Annotated in this window: 14 protein-coding genes and 1 tRNA gene; 7 read left to right on the plus strand and 8 right to left on the minus strand. The window is 46.5% G+C overall.

The features are described from left to right. Nucleotides 1–11 precede the first annotated feature (11 nt). The 3 genes from xisR to K0H61_RS09760 all read left to right on the plus strand — a co-directional run bounded on the left by xisR (nt 12) and on the right by K0H61_RS09760 (nt 2,785). Entirely contained in the window at nt 12–209 is a 198-nt protein-coding gene (gene xisR, locus K0H61_RS09750) for an excisionase family protein (RefSeq protein WP_220048959.1), read from the plus strand. Continuing rightward, the gene (locus tag K0H61_RS09755; protein WP_220048961.1) at nt 206–1,489 is read left to right on the plus strand and encodes a tyrosine-type recombinase/integrase; all 1,284 of its coding nucleotides are present in this window, start codon (nt 206–208) and stop codon (nt 1,487–1,489) included. The genes xisR and K0H61_RS09755 overlap by 4 nt, the downstream gene beginning before the upstream one ends. A 372-nt stretch (nt 1,490–1,861) precedes the next feature. Then, complete coding sequence (locus K0H61_RS09760; protein WP_220048962.1) at nt 1,862–2,785, plus strand: IS5 family transposase; 924 nt, start codon at nt 1,862–1,864, stop codon at nt 2,783–2,785. 191 nt (nt 2,786–2,976) lie between these two features. Here K0H61_RS09760 and K0H61_RS09765 read toward each other — a convergent pair. The 5 genes from K0H61_RS09765 to K0H61_RS09785 form a co-directional block, all read right to left on the minus strand. Beyond that, a tRNA-Ser gene (locus tag K0H61_RS09765) sits at nt 2,977–3,064 on the minus strand. Between the two features lie 368 nt (nt 3,065–3,432). Next, nucleotides 3,433–4,065: a YchE family NAAT transporter gene (locus tag K0H61_RS09770; RefSeq protein WP_220048964.1), complete on the minus strand. Its 633-nt coding sequence runs from the start codon at nt 4,063–4,065 to the stop codon at nt 3,433–3,435. 228 nt (nt 4,066–4,293) lie between these two features. After that, on the minus strand, nt 4,294–5,247 hold the full coding sequence (locus K0H61_RS09775) for a M14 family metallopeptidase (protein WP_220048966.1): 954 nt from the start codon (nt 5,245–5,247) through the stop codon (nt 4,294–4,296). 178 nt (nt 5,248–5,425) lie between these two features. Further along, complete coding sequence (locus K0H61_RS09780) at nt 5,426–7,477, minus strand: dipeptidyl-peptidase 5 (RefSeq protein WP_220048967.1); 2,052 nt, start codon at nt 7,475–7,477, stop codon at nt 5,426–5,428. 259 nt (nt 7,478–7,736) lie between these two features. Next, nucleotides 7,737–9,281: a fumarate hydratase gene (locus tag K0H61_RS09785; RefSeq protein WP_220048969.1), complete on the minus strand. Its 1,545-nt coding sequence runs from the start codon at nt 9,279–9,281 to the stop codon at nt 7,737–7,739. A 121-nt stretch (nt 9,282–9,402) separates the two neighbouring features. Between K0H61_RS09785 and pabB the strand changes: the two genes are divergently transcribed. Together pabB and K0H61_RS09795 are read left to right on the plus strand one after the other, a co-directional pair. Next, a complete protein-coding gene (gene pabB, locus K0H61_RS09790; RefSeq protein ID WP_220048971.1) occupies nt 9,403–10,857 on the plus strand; it encodes an aminodeoxychorismate synthase component I in 1,455 nt (484 codons plus the stop codon). 39 nt (nt 10,858–10,896) lie between these two features. After that, nucleotides 10,897–11,484 carry a CoA pyrophosphatase gene (locus tag K0H61_RS09795; protein ID WP_220048972.1) on the plus strand — a complete coding sequence of 196 codons (588 nt, stop codon included), beginning with the start codon at nt 10,897–10,899 and terminating at the stop codon, nt 11,482–11,484. Between the two features lie 18 nt (nt 11,485–11,502). Here K0H61_RS09795 and K0H61_RS09800 read toward each other — a convergent pair whose 3' ends face one another. Further along, entirely contained in the window at nt 11,503–11,838 is a 336-nt protein-coding gene (locus K0H61_RS09800; protein ID WP_220048974.1) for a hypothetical protein, read from the minus strand. A 152-nt stretch (nt 11,839–11,990) separates the two neighbouring features. On the opposite strand from K0H61_RS09800, the gene asnS reads away from it, so the two are divergent. Further along, the gene (gene asnS, locus K0H61_RS09805) at nt 11,991–13,391 is read left to right on the plus strand and encodes an asparagine--tRNA ligase (protein WP_220048976.1); all 1,401 of its coding nucleotides are present in this window, start codon (nt 11,991–11,993) and stop codon (nt 13,389–13,391) included. 328 nt (nt 13,392–13,719) lie between these two features. After that, nucleotides 13,720–14,730 carry a D-alanine--D-alanine ligase gene (locus K0H61_RS09810; protein WP_220048977.1) on the plus strand — a complete coding sequence of 337 codons (1,011 nt, stop codon included), beginning with the start codon at nt 13,720–13,722 and terminating at the stop codon, nt 14,728–14,730. A gap of 121 nt (nt 14,731–14,851) precedes the next feature. On the opposite strand, the gene K0H61_RS09815 is transcribed toward K0H61_RS09810, so the two are convergent. After that, a complete protein-coding gene (locus K0H61_RS09815) occupies nt 14,852–16,066 on the minus strand; it encodes an RsmB/NOP family class I SAM-dependent RNA methyltransferase (protein ID WP_220048979.1) in 1,215 nt (404 codons plus the stop codon). A 216-nt stretch (nt 16,067–16,282) separates the two neighbouring features. Next, nucleotides 16,283–17,554, minus strand: coding sequence for a sugar MFS transporter (locus tag K0H61_RS09820; protein ID WP_220048981.1), 1,272 nt, complete (start codon nt 17,552–17,554; stop codon nt 16,283–16,285). Nucleotides 17,555–17,671 lie beyond the last annotated feature (117 nt).

Below are 17,671 nucleotides of genomic sequence, written 5' to 3' on the forward strand. Positions count from 1 at the left end.
AATATGAGTTAATGACACATAAACATAACATCGGATGGGTAACTGCAAGCGTGTTAGTGAAGCTTAAAGGCTTTACGGAAGACGCACTCAAAAGTAAGAGACGTCGCGAAGTATTCACTCGCGATGTGCACTACAAAAAATTTGACGGTGCGATTATGTACAACTATGAAGCAATCGATGCATTGATCGCTGGGAGTCAATCTAATTGAATCCATTGCCTGAGCTTGATGAAATTTTAACTCCTGAAAAAGCTAAAGTATTAGCTAGAGAATTGCGTGTAAAGCACATTGAAGTTCACGGGAAATCATTACGTGTAATCTTTAAAAAAGATCGCAAGTTAGTTAAAGAAAAACTGAATATTTCTCTAACTCTGCGCAATATTCTTGCATTAAATGATATTGTAAAAAAATGGAAAACATTACCGGAGGTCGAAATCAGAAAATCTGCGGCGCTTTTTAACAAAAAGGGGTTTAATGCTAATCCTAATTTGAACACGTTTATTGAGAAGTTTCGTAAATATTACTTTGACGGGTTAGCTCTATCAACAAAAGGTGGCTATAACGCTCATCTGGAGCGTATTGCTGAAAAATTCGGTAACGTAAACATCAATGAAATTCGAGCTGATGATGTTAAAGACTTCAAATTAGCGTTGAGATTAAAATTTTCAGGGAAAACAACTAACGAAACGATAAGATTACTAAAACGATTATTTGACATTGCTGTTGAAGATAATGTGATTAATAAAGTTCCATTTAATCACCATCTCATAAAATCTAAGTCGAATAAAAAGTCTCCACTAACTGAAAGTGATTTGTTCACAAAAGAAGATCTATTTTCCATTGGAAATAACATACCGTTAAATCCGCCTATTGCATTGTTAATTCTACTAAATTGTTGTATTGGTTTAAGATTTTCAGAGCTAATGGGGCTTGCTTGGGAAGACATTGATTTTAATAATCGAATTATTCATGTGAAAAGAGCGATTGTTAATCGTCAAATTAAATCTTTAAAAGTTGGAAGTTGTAATTATCGACAAGTTGATATTTTAGATCCTGCATTTGATTTATTAATTGAAATGAAGAACCATTTTTTCCATCAATCAAAATTACAAACGATTCAAAAACTCAATAGTGATAATAAAACTTTTCAAAAAGAAAGAGTACGATTCGTTTTGCAATGCATGGGAACTAACAATACAAACCATTTTGAGCAAATTTTCAGACGAAAAACTAACCAATTCTTACAAGATTGTCAGATCAAGCAGAAAACACCGGGACATTGTCGACACACTTTCGCTTCAAATTTGATCAGCGCGGGGGCAAAAATCGATTATATTTCTATTCAACTAGGGCATTCTAGCGTTAAAACAACTGAAAAATTTTATTATATTTTCATTAGTAAGCTCAATAAAGCTGTTCGCGATCAAGCATCGCAAGCATTAGCATCTTTTTTCCCAAACATTTCATCATTACATGCTATTGCTGCTTAAATTTAAACAAAACACATCACGCAGCTGTTGTTAACATCAGAACAAGCTAAGCGTATAAAGAACCAGCACTTCGTTATTTTCATTTCAGTGCTGGTTTTTACATTTTAAGGCCATCAATCACTTTCATTTCTTTGCTTCAATCCTTTGTCACAAGCAAATGCAGATTCCATTCAGTAACAAATAAAAATCATTAACAAGACATCAGCTCACTTGCATTTTGAGTGTGAACAAGTGTTGGGAATGAGTTTTAGGAAATTCGCGTTTTAAGGTGAGTGATGCGTAGCTGTCAGAAGGCTTTGTTTCCAAAATCGGTTGAACTCATTTCGAAGCCGATGATCAGATCGGCATCATTTACTGACTTACCTTATAACTGTGCCTAAACCCTTCTACCAAACGACCAACTGGAAACAATACAACAAAGCTTTAATCAACCGAGGTTCACTTACCTTTTGGATTGATGAAGAAGCTATCGCCAGTTGGCAAGCTAAAGCTGAGCAAGGTAAGAAAGGTCGTCCACGGTTGTTTAGTGATTTGTCCATCACCACCGCGCTTATGGTTAAGCGCATTTTCGCCATGCCTCTGCGAGCGTTACAAGGCTTTATTAATTCAGTATTTCAGCTGGCTCAGGTGCCACTGGTCTGCCCGCATTACACTTGTATCAGCAAACGTGCGAAGACTGTCAACATTGCCTTTAAAACCAAAACGCGTGGTGCCATTACCCACTTAGCGATTGATGCTACGGGACTTAAAGTCTATGGCGAAGGGGAATGGAAAGTGAAGAAGCATGGTACAGACGGTAAACGCCGAGTTTGGCGTAAACTGCATATCGCCGTTGATACTCACTCACACGAGATTATCGCGGCGGAGCTCAGTTTATCGAATGTCACTGATGCTGAAGTGTTACCCAATTTACTCAAACAAACTCAACGTAAAATCCACACCATTTCAGGTGATGGTGCCTATGACACGCGTGAGTGCCACGAAGCTATCCGGCGTAAACAGGCATTTACCTTAATCCCGCCCCGTGAAGGCGCGGCATACTGGGAGCAAGGGCATCCGCGTAATCTCGCAGTGAGTTTTCAGAAGCTTTATGGTTCCAATAAGAAATGGAAGCAGCGCTATGGCTATCACCGCCGCTCCATCTCAGAAACGGCCATGTATCGAATAAAGCAGCTGCTGGGTGGCCGTTTGAGTATGCGAAATTACAACGCTCAGGTGGGCGAAACTTACGCCATGATCAAAGCGCTGAATAAACTCACAGGGCTAGGTATGCCTGAAACTCACTATGTAGTTTGATATTTAACCAATTAAGAGGGAATTTGTGCCGACATTCGATTTGGGAAACAAAGCCCTGTCAGAATTCAATTTTGAGTTTTTGTACTTAAAAAAGTACGATACTGAGCGATGAAAAGTTCCCGAGACAGTTCCCGAAACTGCACAAACAAAAACAGCAACTCACTTAAGTTGCTGTTTTTGTTGCTTTTGTTTGGCGGTGAGAGAGGGAGTCGAACCCTCGATACGTTTCCGTATACACACTTTCCAGGCGTGCTCCTTCGGCCACTCGGACATCTCACCAGATTGTTGTGATTTATTTTTACGTGTTTAATCTTTCACGTTGATTAACGGCTGTCAGGAATATTCGCTACAGTTTCATCGTTAACGGAGCGGTACTGTACGCAAAAGGGGTTGAACGGTCAAGCAAAAAAGACTCGATTTCAGGCGGTTGCGCAATTGCTAAACAAACTTACTGAAATATTAAAGTTTTCATCACCAAAAGGCCATTTAATACCTAACGAACTGCGCTAGCAATTGAGGCTAAGGAATGTAGTTTTATAGCCAACGAATACAGGTCCCCTTCTCCATGGTCTACGGCTTAAAAAAGGGATTAACCACAAACAATTGAGTGTGTGGTTTTAACTGGGGATTTTTTTAACTAAGCATTGCTAACCTAACACCTGTGGAAATAAGCCCTTAAGCCCAGCAGCAATTACCTCAATCCCAATAGACAACATTAATAAGCCCATTAGACGGGTAATCACGTTGATCCCTGTCTTACCAAGGATTTTGTAAATGATGGACGCCATTCTAAACAGACCAAAACTTATCAGGCCAAACAGAATCACGGTAATAAACATGCCGATAAGGTTTGCCATCGAATCGTGCTCAGCGGCAAACACGATTACCGAACTGATCGCGCCGGGGCCCGCCATCAAAGGTAAAGCTAAAGGGACCACGGCAACCGACTCCATGGCTGAGGATTCCCTGTCCTCTTCCTGGTTACGTTTTACTTCGCTAAGTTTCCCCTGCAGCATCGACATTGCGATAATGGCAATCAGGCTCCCCCCGGCAATCCTAAAGGCCGATAGCGAGATGCTGAACATATTCAAAATATGCTGCCCCGCGACTATGGTCACCAGCAAAATCACCACCACGGCGAAGTTAGCGACTTTACCCGTATGGTTTCGCTCGGCTTCAGTTTGATGGCTGGTCAAACTCACAAATACGGGGAGCAAGCCCACGGGGTTGATAATCGCGACCAGACCTAAGAAAAATTTAACGTAAAGTGTCAGCTCCAAGGGGCACCTTTTATGTCTAAAACCAGTGACTAAACGGACTAAATTCCAAGCCAATTATAGTAGCTTAAGCACAGATGACTGAAAAATGAGATTTTTAAGGGTTAATCACAAGTTTGAATAATAGTTGCATTCTAAAATCGCCAGCTGGCTTGTGGGAAAAAGAAAAGCCCTCTTTCGAGGGCTTTAGTTATCTTATTTAGTTATCTTAGATCTAATGTTACAGCTAACTTATTTTACTCGCCCGAGCACATAGTCAATCGCACTGGTGATCGCCGCTACCTGCGCGAGGTTACATTCCTGCGCTGTTGCGTTGGCGCTGTCTGGATACACTTCTGTAGTCGTGTTGTAGATACAACCTGTAACGCTGCTGCACAAAAACAACGATTTAAGCGGGTAATTGATTACCCCATGTTGCACCACAGGTGAGCCTATAATTTCGCCTTTTTCATCCGCTGGCGCAACATGAGTAACTTTACTAACGGCATCGATAATCGCCTTTTGGAACGCATCCTGCGGGTTTTCAGTGTCACCCACCACATAGAAACCGTCTGGGATAGTGCCAGGTGCATAGTCTTTGCCATCGCGGGCGGCTAAGGCTGGGCGAAACTCTGCTTCGTCTGAATCTGTAGTTTCGTGTAAATCCACATGCACATCAAATGGATGACCTATGGAGGCCACCAGCGCCATTAAAGATGCAGACTCTTCGGCTGGGCTGCCTTCATAGAAGGAACGGTTTGGATCGATGGCGTTTGGGTTCCAGCGGTTGATGGTCTCATAACCCCAAGGGCTTACACACACAGCAACAACGAGGTTCACTCTATCGACATACTCAGCGGCAGAATCGGCTAAAAATGCCAGCGCGCCATGTACACCACTGGTCTCGTAACCGTGAACGCCGCCTGTCACTAATACAGAAGGTTTTGCGGCATCAAACTTAGCCGTTTTTACCGCGAATAAGGGATACCGCGCTGGATTAATTGGCAGCGTGCCATATTGCTCAATGCTTAAGCCAATTGCTTCGAGTTTATCTGCCATGGCCTTAAGGGGTGCTACCACATCATCTTGATATGAGCGTTTGATTTGTGTGCTTGCAAGCCATGCCGCTTTTTCAGCATCGCCCCATTTTTCGCCCGCATTTCCAATAGGATAAAAGGATAATTTTGCCGCTGCTTTACTGCTCATCGCGTGCCTCTACTTCTTATAATGATTAATAATATTTAGGTTAACTTAAACTAATAGATGTGACTTGATACATTCGCTCCTGCCTATTTTGGCTTAAGCAAGATGACTCAGTAAAAAGCCAGAACAGGGTTCTGGCTTTTATTTTTCACTGTTTAGCTAACCTAAAAAGGGACTTAGCTTAATTCTTTGTCCAGCTGTCCATCCAACGGAACACATTTGCGTACCACTGTTCTAGGTTTTCTGGTTTTAAGATCCAGTGATTTTCATCTGGGAAGACTAATAACTCAGATGGGATACCTTTACGTTGCATAAAGCTGAATGTCGCTAAACCTTGGCCGTAAGGTACACGGAAATCTTTTTCACCATGGATAACCAACATTGGCGTCTTCCAGTTTTCAACGTAATTTACTGGGTTGAACTTTTCATACAGCGCTTTATTGTCTGCGTAGGTGCCGCCGAATTCGTGCTCTGGGAACCACACTTCTTCAGTTACATAGTACATAGAACGCATATCGAACAGACCCGCGTGGTTAACGAGACACTTAAAGCCATCGTTCCAGTTGCCTTGGATCCAGTTCATCATGTAACCGCCGTAGGACCCTCCTAACGCACAGGCATTTTGTGGGTCGAGCCATTTTTGTTGTTGGCTCACAGCTGCTAGACCTTTTTGTAAATCTTCTAATGGCTTACCGCCCCAATCTAGGCTGATAGAATCGGTAAAGGCTTGGCCGTAACCCGTAGAGCCGTGGAAGTCGACCATCACCACACCGTAACCTGCACCCGCCCATAACTGGGCGTTCCAGCGACCGCTAAATGAGTTACCAAATGAACCTTGCGGCCCACCGTGCACTAAATAAGCGATGGGGTACTTTTTGCCTTCTTGATAGTTAGCAGGTTTGATCCAGTAACCGTAAACATCCTCGTTGTTCCAACCCTTGAAGCTAAATTGTTGGAATTCACCGAATTTGATTTCTGCCAGCTTGTCCTTGTTGACTTCGGTCAGACGTTTTAGGCCTTGACCGTCGGTGTTGATACGGTACAGATCGCCCGGCTCAACTAAGGTCTTGCTGTCAAAGATCAGTTGATCGTCTGCGATCGCTATTAGGTTGTTGCTGCCGTCACTATAAACAGACTGCACATCACCAAACTGGGTATTCACTTTAAAAATAGATACTTGTCCAATATCCTGCGCCGTCACGTACAGAGTACGATTGTCAGGCGCAAACATCAGCGAACTTGGGCTTCTGTCCCACAACGGTGCCACTTCTTTGGTTTGCCCAGTGCTAGTGTCACGCAGCATGATGCGGTAACGGTCAGCTTCAAAGCCTGGTTTGGTCATGGCAAGGTAGGCCATGTAGCGACCATCGCTAGAGAAAGTCGGCTGAGCGTCCCAAGCAATGTTATCGGCAGTTAAGTTTGTGGCAGTGCCACCGTTAACACTCACCTGCCACAGGTCGTAGTTCGTGGTCCAAGCTTGATCTTTGCTTGGCGCCTTTGCGCTGTAAACTACGTATTTTCCGTCTGGCGTGAAGGTCACTTCTTCCATACCCGAGAATGGCTTAGGTGGGGTTTCAGTGTCTAAACCTTGGGTGATGTCCACTACTTTGGTCAGCTTCTCACCGTTTAATGCGCCTACAAACAGGTGATTACGGGCATGGTCTTCCCATGTATCCCAGTGGCGAACCATGAGCTGCTTGTATTCACGGCCAGTGGATTTACGATCGCTTTCTGCCTTGAACTTGTCCTTTGAACAGGCTAAGTCCTTACACTCAGGGAATACGCGCATGCTTAACACAATTTGAGTGCCATCGTTGGATAGCTCGTAGCCATCGATATCGAGCGGCAGATCAGACACTTGCTTCGCTTCACCGCCATATAATGGCAGCTGATATAACTGGCTTGAACCGCTGCGGCTCGCAAGGAAGTAAATGGATTTATCATCCTTCGCAAAGGCCACATCGTGCTCAGTACCTGCAGCTGAGGTTAACTGCACGGGTTTGGCATTGGCAGCGGTCAAATCTAATAAGAACAGATCCGAGCTCGCCTCTCCCTTTTCATTAAAGGTTTTCAGTCCGTAAACCAGTTTAGTGCCATCGTGAGACACAGTCGTTGAGTGCAATTTGTTAAGTTTTACTAATTGCTGCACGTTAAAAGGCGTTGGGGCAGCCGCTTGCGCTGAACAGGCTAGTCCTGCTGCGCTGAGCGCCAAAAGGAGAGGAGCTATTTTCATTGTTATGTCCATCATATGTTAAATGCCATAAGACTGAACATCTTAGGCACAGTAAAAACGATAACTTTGTATCCTTGAAGATAAGGTTGCCACACTAACGAAACAAAAACGCTCAGGCAAGCCAAAAGGCACACCTGAGCGAATTATTTTGTGACAAATTGTCATCAAGGACTGCATCACAAAAGCTAAACCGGATCCCGAAACTAACTTCAAAACATAGCCAAGTTAGCCGATGTAGCTTTGCCGTCACTAAAGCAGATTAAGCCTTAGCGTTCGCGATGTTAACTTTCCAAATCGCAGGACCTGTTTCGTGGGCGTTCACGCCGTTTGAGTCAACCGCCACGGTCACTGGCATATCTTCAACGTCAAACTCGTAAATCGCTTCCATGCCTAAATCGGCAAAGGCCACTACGCGTGATTTCTTGATCGCTTTAGACACTAAGTAAGCAGCGCCGCCAACGGCCATAAGGTACACAGCTTTGTGCTTCTTGATAGACTCAACAGTCGCGGGACCACGCTCAGCTTTACCAATCATGCCCATCAAACCGGTTTTATCCAGCATCAAGTCAGTGAACTTGTCCATACGGGTTGCCGTTGTTGGGCCTGCAGGACCGACAACTTCGTTACCGACTGGGTCAACGGGGCCCACGTAGTAAATGAACTTACCAGTGAAATCCACGCCTTCAGGTAAACCTTCGCCGCTTTCAATCAGGCTTTGAATACGTTTATGGGCAGCGTCACGACCGGTCAGCATTTTACCGCTTAACAGAATGGTTTCACCGCTCTTCCACTGCTCGATATCGGCTTGAGTCACAGTGTCTAAGTTCACGCGGCGAACATCGCTGCCCACTTCGCGGGTGATTTCTGGCCAATCACTGAGTGTCGGCGGCGCAAGATCCGCAGGACCTGTGCCATCTAAGTGGAAGTGAACGTGTCGCGTTGCTGCGCAGTTGGGGATCATGACCACAGGTTTTGATGCTGCGTGGGTCGGTGCAGATTTGATTTTCACATCTAATACAGTCGTTAAACCGCCTAGACCCTGCGCACCAATACCTAGGTTGTTAGCACGCTCGAAAATATCTAAACGCAGTTTTTCTTCGCTGGTTTCTGCACCGCGCGCCATTAACTCGTGGATATCCACGCTTTCCATCAGGGCTTCTTTCGCCAGCACTGCCGCTTTTTCAGCGGTGCCACCGATACCAATACCGAGCATTCCTGGAGGACACCAGCCCGCGCCCATGGTTGGCAGGGTCTTTTCTACCCAAGCGGCGATATCGTCAGATGGGTTTAACATCACCATCTTAGCTTTGTTTTCACTGCCGCCGCCTTTCGCTGCGATAGCCACTTCAATGTGGTTGCCCGGCACCATGTCGATGTGCACAACCGATGGCGTGTTGTCTTTGGTGTTTTTACGGCTACCGGCAGGGTCGGCCACAATCGATGCACGCAGTGGGTTATCTGGATTGGTGTAAGCACGGCGAACACCTTCATCGACCATCTCTTGCACGGTCATATCGGTTTTGTCCCACTTAACACCCATACCAATCTTAACGAAGGTGGTTACGATACCTGTGTCTTGGCACAGTGGGCGTTTACCTTCAGCAGACATACGCGAGTTAATCAAAATTTGGGCAATTGCATCTTTCGCCGCCGCACTTTGCTCACGCTCGTAAGCTTCGCTCATGGCGTCAACGAAATCCTTTGGATGATAATAGGAGATGTATTGCAGGGCATCTGCCACACTTTCAATAAAGTCGGCTTGTTTAATCACAACATTTTCAGACGTTTCGTGATGGGATGACATAGTAGGTGCGCTCCAGCAGCCTTGTACGGCGTTACTTGTTTTTTGTTTAATGCTTTCTGGGCCGTTATGATACTCTTTCCCACCTTTTTGGGCTACATCACATTTTAGATAGGGTTAATTGATGGCAAATAGGGCGGCATTACCGCTGGCAGTACGCCAACTTGACTGGACTTTCGACACAACAGAACTATTTTCGCACTTTGCAAACGAGTCATGGGCAATCCTATTAGACTCGGCCAATGCGCCCCATCAGGATGCCAGATTCGATATAATTTGCGCGTATCCCATTGCGACCATAGTCACTAAAGGTGGAACAAGCGACATTCAAGTCAAGTTCGGCGGCCTATCATTTCCTTGCGGTATTTCACCAAAAGATGACCCCTTTGACTTAATAAATACCCTGCTAACACATTGGTACCCAAGAAAGTTACCCTGTAATCCAACAGAGTTGACCATCCCCTTTAGTGGCGGCGCGATGGGCAGCTTTAGCTACGATTTAGGCCGGCGCATTGAGGTCATGCCCACCATCGCCGCCGATGATATCCATCTTCCCGAGTTAAACCTCGGATTCTACGATTGGGCGCTGATATTTGATTACCAGCAACAAAAATGGTCTCTAGTGCATTATTTGGGAGAAGCGGCTCTCAATGCGCAATTGAACATTATTGAAGACAAAATAAGCAAAGCAGTCAGCCACAGCGATTTCAACCTTAAAAGCCCATGGGCGGCACAGATCACTAAAGCAGACTACGTAGCAAAATTTGACCAAGTTCAGCGCTACCTACAGAGCGGTGATTGCTATCAAATTAATTTAACCCAACGCTTTGAATCGTCATATCAGGGCGATGAGTGGACGGCCTACCAGCAGCTTCGCCGTGCTAATCAAGCGCCCTTCTCGGCTTTTATGCGCCTTGATAACCACGCCATTTTATCGATTTCGCCCGAACGTTTTATTCAGTTGCGGGGTGAGGATATTCAAACCAAACCCATTAAAGGCACACTGCCGCGCCATAGCGACCCACTGCTTGATAAGGAAACAGCAATTACCCTTGCCAATTCCCCTAAGGATCGAGCCGAAAACGTGATGATTGTGGATTTGCTGCGTAATGATATTGGTAAAGTCGCAGCGCCTGGCAGTGTACGCGTGCCGCATTTATTCGAGGTAGAGAGTTTCCCCGCGGTGCACCACTTAGTCAGCACAGTGACCGCAAAACTGGATAGTCAGTATCATGCCTGTGATCTACTCAGAGCGGCCTTTCCCGGCGGCTCGATAACCGGGGCACCGAAAATTCGCGCCATGGAAATCATTGAAGAGCTGGAACCCTCACGGCGTAGTCTGTATTGTGGTTCTATTGGCTATCTTAGCCAAGACGGTCAGATGGATACCAGCATTACTATCCGTACGATTGTTGCAGAAGTGGCAGAACGAGGTGTGGCCGCAAATGCACTTACAAACAGCGGCAAACTCTATTGCTGGGCAGGTGGTGGCATTGTGGCTGACTCCAATGTGGATGCCGAGTATCAAGAAAGTTTCGATAAGGTCAGCCGCATTTTACCCCTATTGGGAAAGGCATAGTAGAAAGTAGGATTAAGTGTTTCAAGGAAAAGGCAATTCATGGATCAAGCGGAATTTAAACTCAGATTTAATCTGCACCCTTTAGCAAGCCTCGATCCTGCCGCTTTTCCTCACCCCAGTCTTCGTAAAGCCGCAGTGCTTATCCCCCTGCTTGAAATTGCCGGGGAACTGCACATTATCCTGACCCAAAGGCCGCAGCACCTTCGCGCCCATCCGGGGCAAATCAGTTTTCCCGGCGGCAAAATTGAGCCCACAGATGCCGATGCGGTCATGGCAGCGCTGCGTGAGGCCGAAGAAGAGATTGGATTACGTTGCGACAATGTCGACGTCATCGGCACCTTTCCCGCCCACAACACCTTTACCGGATTTGAAATCACTCCAGTGATTGGCATGGTAAAAACGCCGTTTGAATTTAAGCTCGACCCAGGTGAAGTCGCCGATTGCTTTACTGTGCCCCTGCACTTTTTTATGGGGAGAGAGAATCGTCACCGTAAGCAGTTCTTACGCCATGGGCGATACTATTGCGTGCACTTTATTCCCTATGAGCAGCGCTTTATTTGGGGCGCAACGGCGGCGATTATCGATCACCTCTGCCGCCATTTAACCATCCCTGAAGATTTGATTTAGTCAGTCGCTAAAACTGCACTAAATGACGAAGTGTACATAGAGTCCCGCAACGAGGGAGGTTAGCAATAGCAATGGGATATTAAACCAGTAACCGAGTTTACTGTGGTGGGCAACATAATAGTTAAACGCAAGACTTAGCAAACTTATCACCCCGCAGCACCAGATCAAATAGATAAGGAGCTCAGTTTCTCCGGGATCCCAATATTGCCTAAAGCTCTCGCCGCGACTCAGATAGGAGCCCAGCTCACGTTCGGGACGAGCCTCCCCGAACACTAACAGCGCATACACTGCCAGCGTCCAGCCTAGAATGGATAATGTGGCGAGAATAATCTGGAATATTTTGACTTTCCGCATATCGCCTCCAAGGGTTTAAGGCACAGTATTACTTTAATATTAGTAATATTAACCTCAGGATACCTTTTTCAGCTTGAGAAAAGCCACCAGCAAGGTAATATAAACCTCCAAATTTTTCATATAAAAACGTTTCGTTGGAGAACTAAGCAACAATGAGCATTGCATCTGTCGCTTCTGTATTTAATGGCGAGTACGCCGTCGGTTCGAAAGTCACGGTACGTGGCTGGGTAAGAACCCGTCGTGACTCTAAAGCTGGCATCTCTTTTTTGGCAGTCTATGACGGCTCCTGCTTCAACCCTATTCAAGGTGTTGTGCCAAATAGCTTAGAAAATTACGAAAACGAAGTGTTAAAGCTGACCGCTGGCTGCTCTGTGATCGTGACCGGTGAGATTGTTGAATCTCCAGGTGCGGGTCAAGCCTATGAACTGCAAGTGACTGACGTTGAAGTCACAGGTTGGGTTGAAGATCCAGACACTTACCCAATGGCGGCAAAACGTCACTCAATCGAACATTTACGCGAATTAGCACACCTGCGCCCACGCACTAACATCATCGGTGCCGTTGCCCGCGTACGTAACTGTTTATCCCAAGCGATTCACCGTTTCTACCATGAAAACGGTTTCGTGTGGGTATCAACGCCGCTTATCACTGCCTCTGACTGTGAAGGCGCAGGTGAAATGTTCCGTGTATCCACACTGGACATGGAAAACCTGCCACGCACTAGCGAAGGCAAAGTAGATTACGATAAAGACTTCTTCGGTAAAGAAGCCTTCTTAACCGTATCGGGCCAGCTGAACGGCGAAACCTACGCCTGCGCCCTGTCAAAAATTTACACCTTCGGCCCAACATTCCGTGCTGAAAACTCAAACACCAGCCGCCATTTAGCCGAATTCTGGATGGTTGAGCCAGAAGTAGCGTTCGCGACCTTAAGCGACATCGCAAGCCTTGCTGAAGGTATGCTGAAATACGCCTTCAACGCTGTTTTAACTGAGCGTATGGATGATTTACAATTCTTCGCCCAACACGTCGATAAAACCGTTATCGAGCGCCTGCAATCCTTCGTATCGAGCGATTTCGCCCAAGTGGATTACACCGATGCAGTAGACATTCTGCAAAAATGTGGCCGTGAATTCGAATTCCCAGTCTCTTGGGGTATCGATTTATCCTCTGAGCACGAGCGTTACCTCGCTGAAGAGCACTTCAAAGCCCCTGTGGTGGTGAAGAACTATCCAAAGGATATCAAAGCCTTCTACATGCGCCTTAACGAAGACGGTAAGACCGTTGCCGCAATGGACGTGTTAGCCCCAGGCATCGGTGAAATCATCGGTGGCTCTCAACGTGAAGAGCGTTTAGATGTACTGGATATGCGTTTAGCCGAGATGGATCTGAACAAAGAAGATTACTGGTGGTACCGCGACCTTCGCCGTTATGGCACAGTGCCACACTCAGGTTTCGGTCTGGGCTTTGAGCGTCTAGTCTCTTACGTGACGGGCGTATCGAACATCCGTGACGTGATCCCGTTCCCACGTGCACCACGCACCGCGAACTTCTAATTGCGGATCGTCAAGTCAAAGCAATGATATTTAAAACGCGCTTCGGCGCGTTTTTTATTGGCGAACAATCGCAGTCATTAGCTTAAGCTATGCAACTGTCGAACTGAGTAGAGCTTCACCTGCATTTTAGACGGTAACAATTGCAATCGCCCTTAGGCTAGTTAGCTGAATCGCGGCTGAAAAATGCGTTAAAATTCATCATTCGATCAAAGTCTTTTACTGCAGTCCTTGCACTGACTAGGGCAAGAAATCTAAGATGGCTGCGGTTAAACGGTAGAATAACGACTACCGGCAACCTAACAGCATTTCGCTCAATCGAGGAACCCTAATGTCTAAAATCAATTTACTTTTGCTGTGCGGCGGTGGAAGTGCGGAACACGATATTTCCCTACTGTCGGCTAACTATTTTGAATCCTCATTAGCAAAATCTGAGCAATTCAATGTGCTGCGCGTGGTGCTGGATAAATTTGGCCAATATCAAACCGCCGCTGGCGATGACTGTGAACTGACCAATAACCGCGAAATTCGTTTTCGCGATGAAACTAAACCCGCATGGCCAGTGGATTATGTTATCCCTTGTATCCATGGCTACCCAGGTGAGACCGGCGACATTCAGTCCTACTTTAACTTAATTCAACTGCCCTACTTCGGCTGCGAATCTGAAGCCAGCAGTAACTGCTTTAACAAGATCACCGCCAAGATGTGGTTTAGCGCCTTAGGCATTCCAAACACGCCTTATATCTTCTTAAATCAGTATGATGATGACGCGATAGCCGAAACCAAAGCCGCGCTTGCCAATTGGGGCTCAATTTTTGTTAAAGCCGCCTCCCAAGGATCATCCGTAGGTTGCTACAAAGTGGATGATGCCAATAAGGTCAGCGAAGTGTTAAAGGATGCCTTTGGTTACGCGCCCTATGTAATAGTCGAAAAGACCATTAAGGCCCGTGAGCTAGAAGTTGCGGTATACGAGTACCAAGGTGAAGTGGTTGCCACTCTGCCTGGGGAAATTATCTGTGATACCAACACCTTCTACACCTTCGATGAGAAGTATGCCAGCAGCAGTAAGGCGCGCACCGATGTGGTAGCGCAAAACGTGCCTGCAGAGATTAGCGAGCAAATTCGTCAATACGCAATCAAAGCCTTTAAGGGCATGAAGCTAAGACATCTATCGCGTATTGATTTCTTCTTAACCGAAGATAATGAAATTCTGCTCAACGAAATCAACACCTTCCCAGGTTCTACACCGATTTCGATGTTCCCGAAAATGCTGCAGAACCACGGCCACGATTTTACAGAGTACTTAAGCCAGTTGATCTTAAGCCAAGTAGCAGCTAAATAATCTCAGTTTTATTAGATGATAAATACAAAAAGAGCGCCCCATAAAGGCGCTCTTTCTATTTGTACCCTGTAACTTCTCTCAAACTACTCTAGTTGCTAATAACAGCTAACAGCCGACAAGCCTATTCGGCGATCCGTTCAAGTTTTGCAAGATAAAAGCCATCGAAGCCACTATCGGCAGGGCTAATGGTTTCATCTTCTATTAGACGGAAATTTGGGTTCTCAGCAAGGAAGGCATCCACCTGACCACGGTTTTCACAGGGGAAAATCGAGCAAGTCGCGTAAACCACGATACCGCCCACCTTCACCATGCGGCTGTAGCTGCCAAGAATATGTTTTTGCAAATCCATCAGCACAGGCAAACGATCCGGCGTATCGCGCCATTTGGCATCGGGATTACGCTTTAATACCCCAAGGCCAGAACATGGCACATCCAGCAGCACTCTGTCGGCACTCAACTTTAAGCGTTTAATGGTTTTAGAGCCGACAATCAGGCGAGTCTCGATATTGTGGGCGCCATTACGACGGGCACGTTCTTTTAAGTTATCGAGTTTCCACTGCTCAACATCCATCGCCAGTAAGCGACCTTTACCCTGCATTTGCGCGGCAATATGTAAGGTTTTACCACCAGCGCCGGCACAGGCATCAATCACGCGCATACCCGGTTTCGCATCGAGCGCTGCAGCAACGCGCTGCGAGCCCGCATCCTGCTGCTCGAACAGGCCGTCTTTAAAACTGTTGGTGCGAAACAATGCCGAGTCTGAGGTCACTTCTAATGCCGACTCCACGCCATCAACGGCTTGGGTTGTCACAAATTCAGCGGCTAACTTTTGCGCTAATTCATCACGACTCACTTTTAAGCCGTTTACGCGAAGGAAACGTTTTGGCGGCGTGCTTAATGCGGCGCGCTCCTTCTCCCAGGTTTCAGTTAACTGCTCACGGCCCATGGTATCTAACCATTCAGGGCAACCATCCCACAGTACAGGCTTGGCTTTAGCTTGCTCAATACGCTCGGCTAAGTGCTCGGGATCGACTGGCAGCGAGTACTGCATTTTCGGCAGATCGAGGTTATGGAATAAATGCCATACGTTTAACAGCTTAGAGCCTAAACGCTCCATTTCCTCAGGCTTGATTTCGGCCAAGAAACAGTAAAGGTTTAAACGGCGCAGAATATCACCGGCAACCGTAGCAATACGCGCCTGCTCGGCGGGTACCAATTTTAAGCCGGAAAAATGCTGAGAATAAGCCCTATCGAGGGGTTTACCTTCGCTCAGTACCATCGCCAAGATACTGATCACTAATTCGTTTGAGCTGGCAGAAAGCGGAGAATTCAACATTTAAAGGTCACCGTGGATGATAAAACCGGGGGATCATAGGAGGTCAGGCGGTAATACGCAAGCAAACTGGGCAAGAGTTAAGTTGTTCGTGCAAAAAAAGCCGCAATCAATACAACTCTTTTCAAGACATTAACATCCGACTCAATAAAAAAAGCGACCCGATAGGATCGCCTTTTCATCGATTCGCTAGCGCTACAGCTACAGCTACAGCTACAGCTACATTTTTGAGCCTTTAGCGCCGTAGAACATAATAAAGCAGTAGCAAATGACTGGGAGGAAGAAGGCTAATTGGATACCTAAGTTATCCGCTAGCACGCCCTGTAGCAATGGCACAATCGCACCGCCCACAATCGCCAGACACAACACGCCGCTGCCCTGTGATGTGTGAGGGCCTAAGTCACGCAGCGCTAAGCTGAAAATAGTTGGGAACATAATCGAGTTAAATAGTCCCACACCTAGGATTGCCCACATGGCCACACTGCCGCTAGTCGTCATGGCAACAACGACCAGTAACGCCGCCATAAAGGCGTTGAAGGCCAGCACTGTGCCCGCAGGGATTTTTTGCATCACCGCAGAACCAATGAAGCGTCCCACCATCGCGCCGCCCCAATAATAGGCGATGTAATGGGCCGCTTGCTCCTCTGGCATGCCGACAATGTGTGACTCACCGAGGAAGTTGACTAAGAAGCTACCAATGGACACTTCAGCGCCCACGTACACGAAAATGCCCACGGCGCCTAACACTAAGTGAATGCTTTGCAGTGCGCTGGTTTTACCCATATGGGTCTGCACTTCGCCAGGTGCGGCTTCGGTGTGCTCACTGATAGTCGGCAAATCAAGCTTGGCAAAAATAACCGCTAACACCGCGAGTGCCCCTGCGAGCATCAGATAAGGCAGCTTTACCACTTCCGCTTCAGCGCTCGCCTTCGCCATTTCTGAAGAAACGGTCGCAGCCACCGAAAGAATTAACATAGACCCAAAGAATGGTGCCACCGTTGTACCCAGTGCGTTGAAGGCTTGGGTCAGGTTTAAACGGCTTGAAGCGGTTTCGCTGCTACCTAAAGCGTTAACGTATGGGTTAGCGGCCACCTGTAAAATGGTGATACCCGATGCAAGCACAAACAGCGCCGCAAGGAATAGACCATAAACTGCAAAGGATGCGGCAGGGTAAAACATCGCACAGCCAAAGCTTGCGATCACTAAACCTGTGACGATACCTTTTTGATAACCGAGCTTCTTAACTAATTGACCCGCTGGAATCGACACCAAAAAGTAAGCGCCGAAGAAGCAGAACTGGATCAGCATTGCTTGGGTATAGTTAAGGGAGAAAACCGCCTTTAAGTGCGGAATAAGAATGTCGTTTAAGCAGGTGATAAAACCCCACATAAAAAACAGTGAAGTCAGAGATACCAGCGCAAAGCGATAACTTCCGCCCTGTGCAGTATTAGCCCCATTCGTCTGACTGCTGGTATTGATCATTGACGCCATAAATACGCTCTCTATTGTGTTTTTATTATCTGTAGGGTGCTAAGCCGTTGTTTATAAGGTTCCTAAATACAGAAACACAAAAACAAGCAAAACATTCCCTAGGCGTTTTCGTACAAA

Origin of the sequence: Shewanella acanthi (genome assembly GCF_019457475.1) — a bacterium.
GTDB classification, from domain to species: Bacteria; Pseudomonadota; Gammaproteobacteria; order Enterobacterales; family Shewanellaceae; genus Shewanella; species Shewanella acanthi.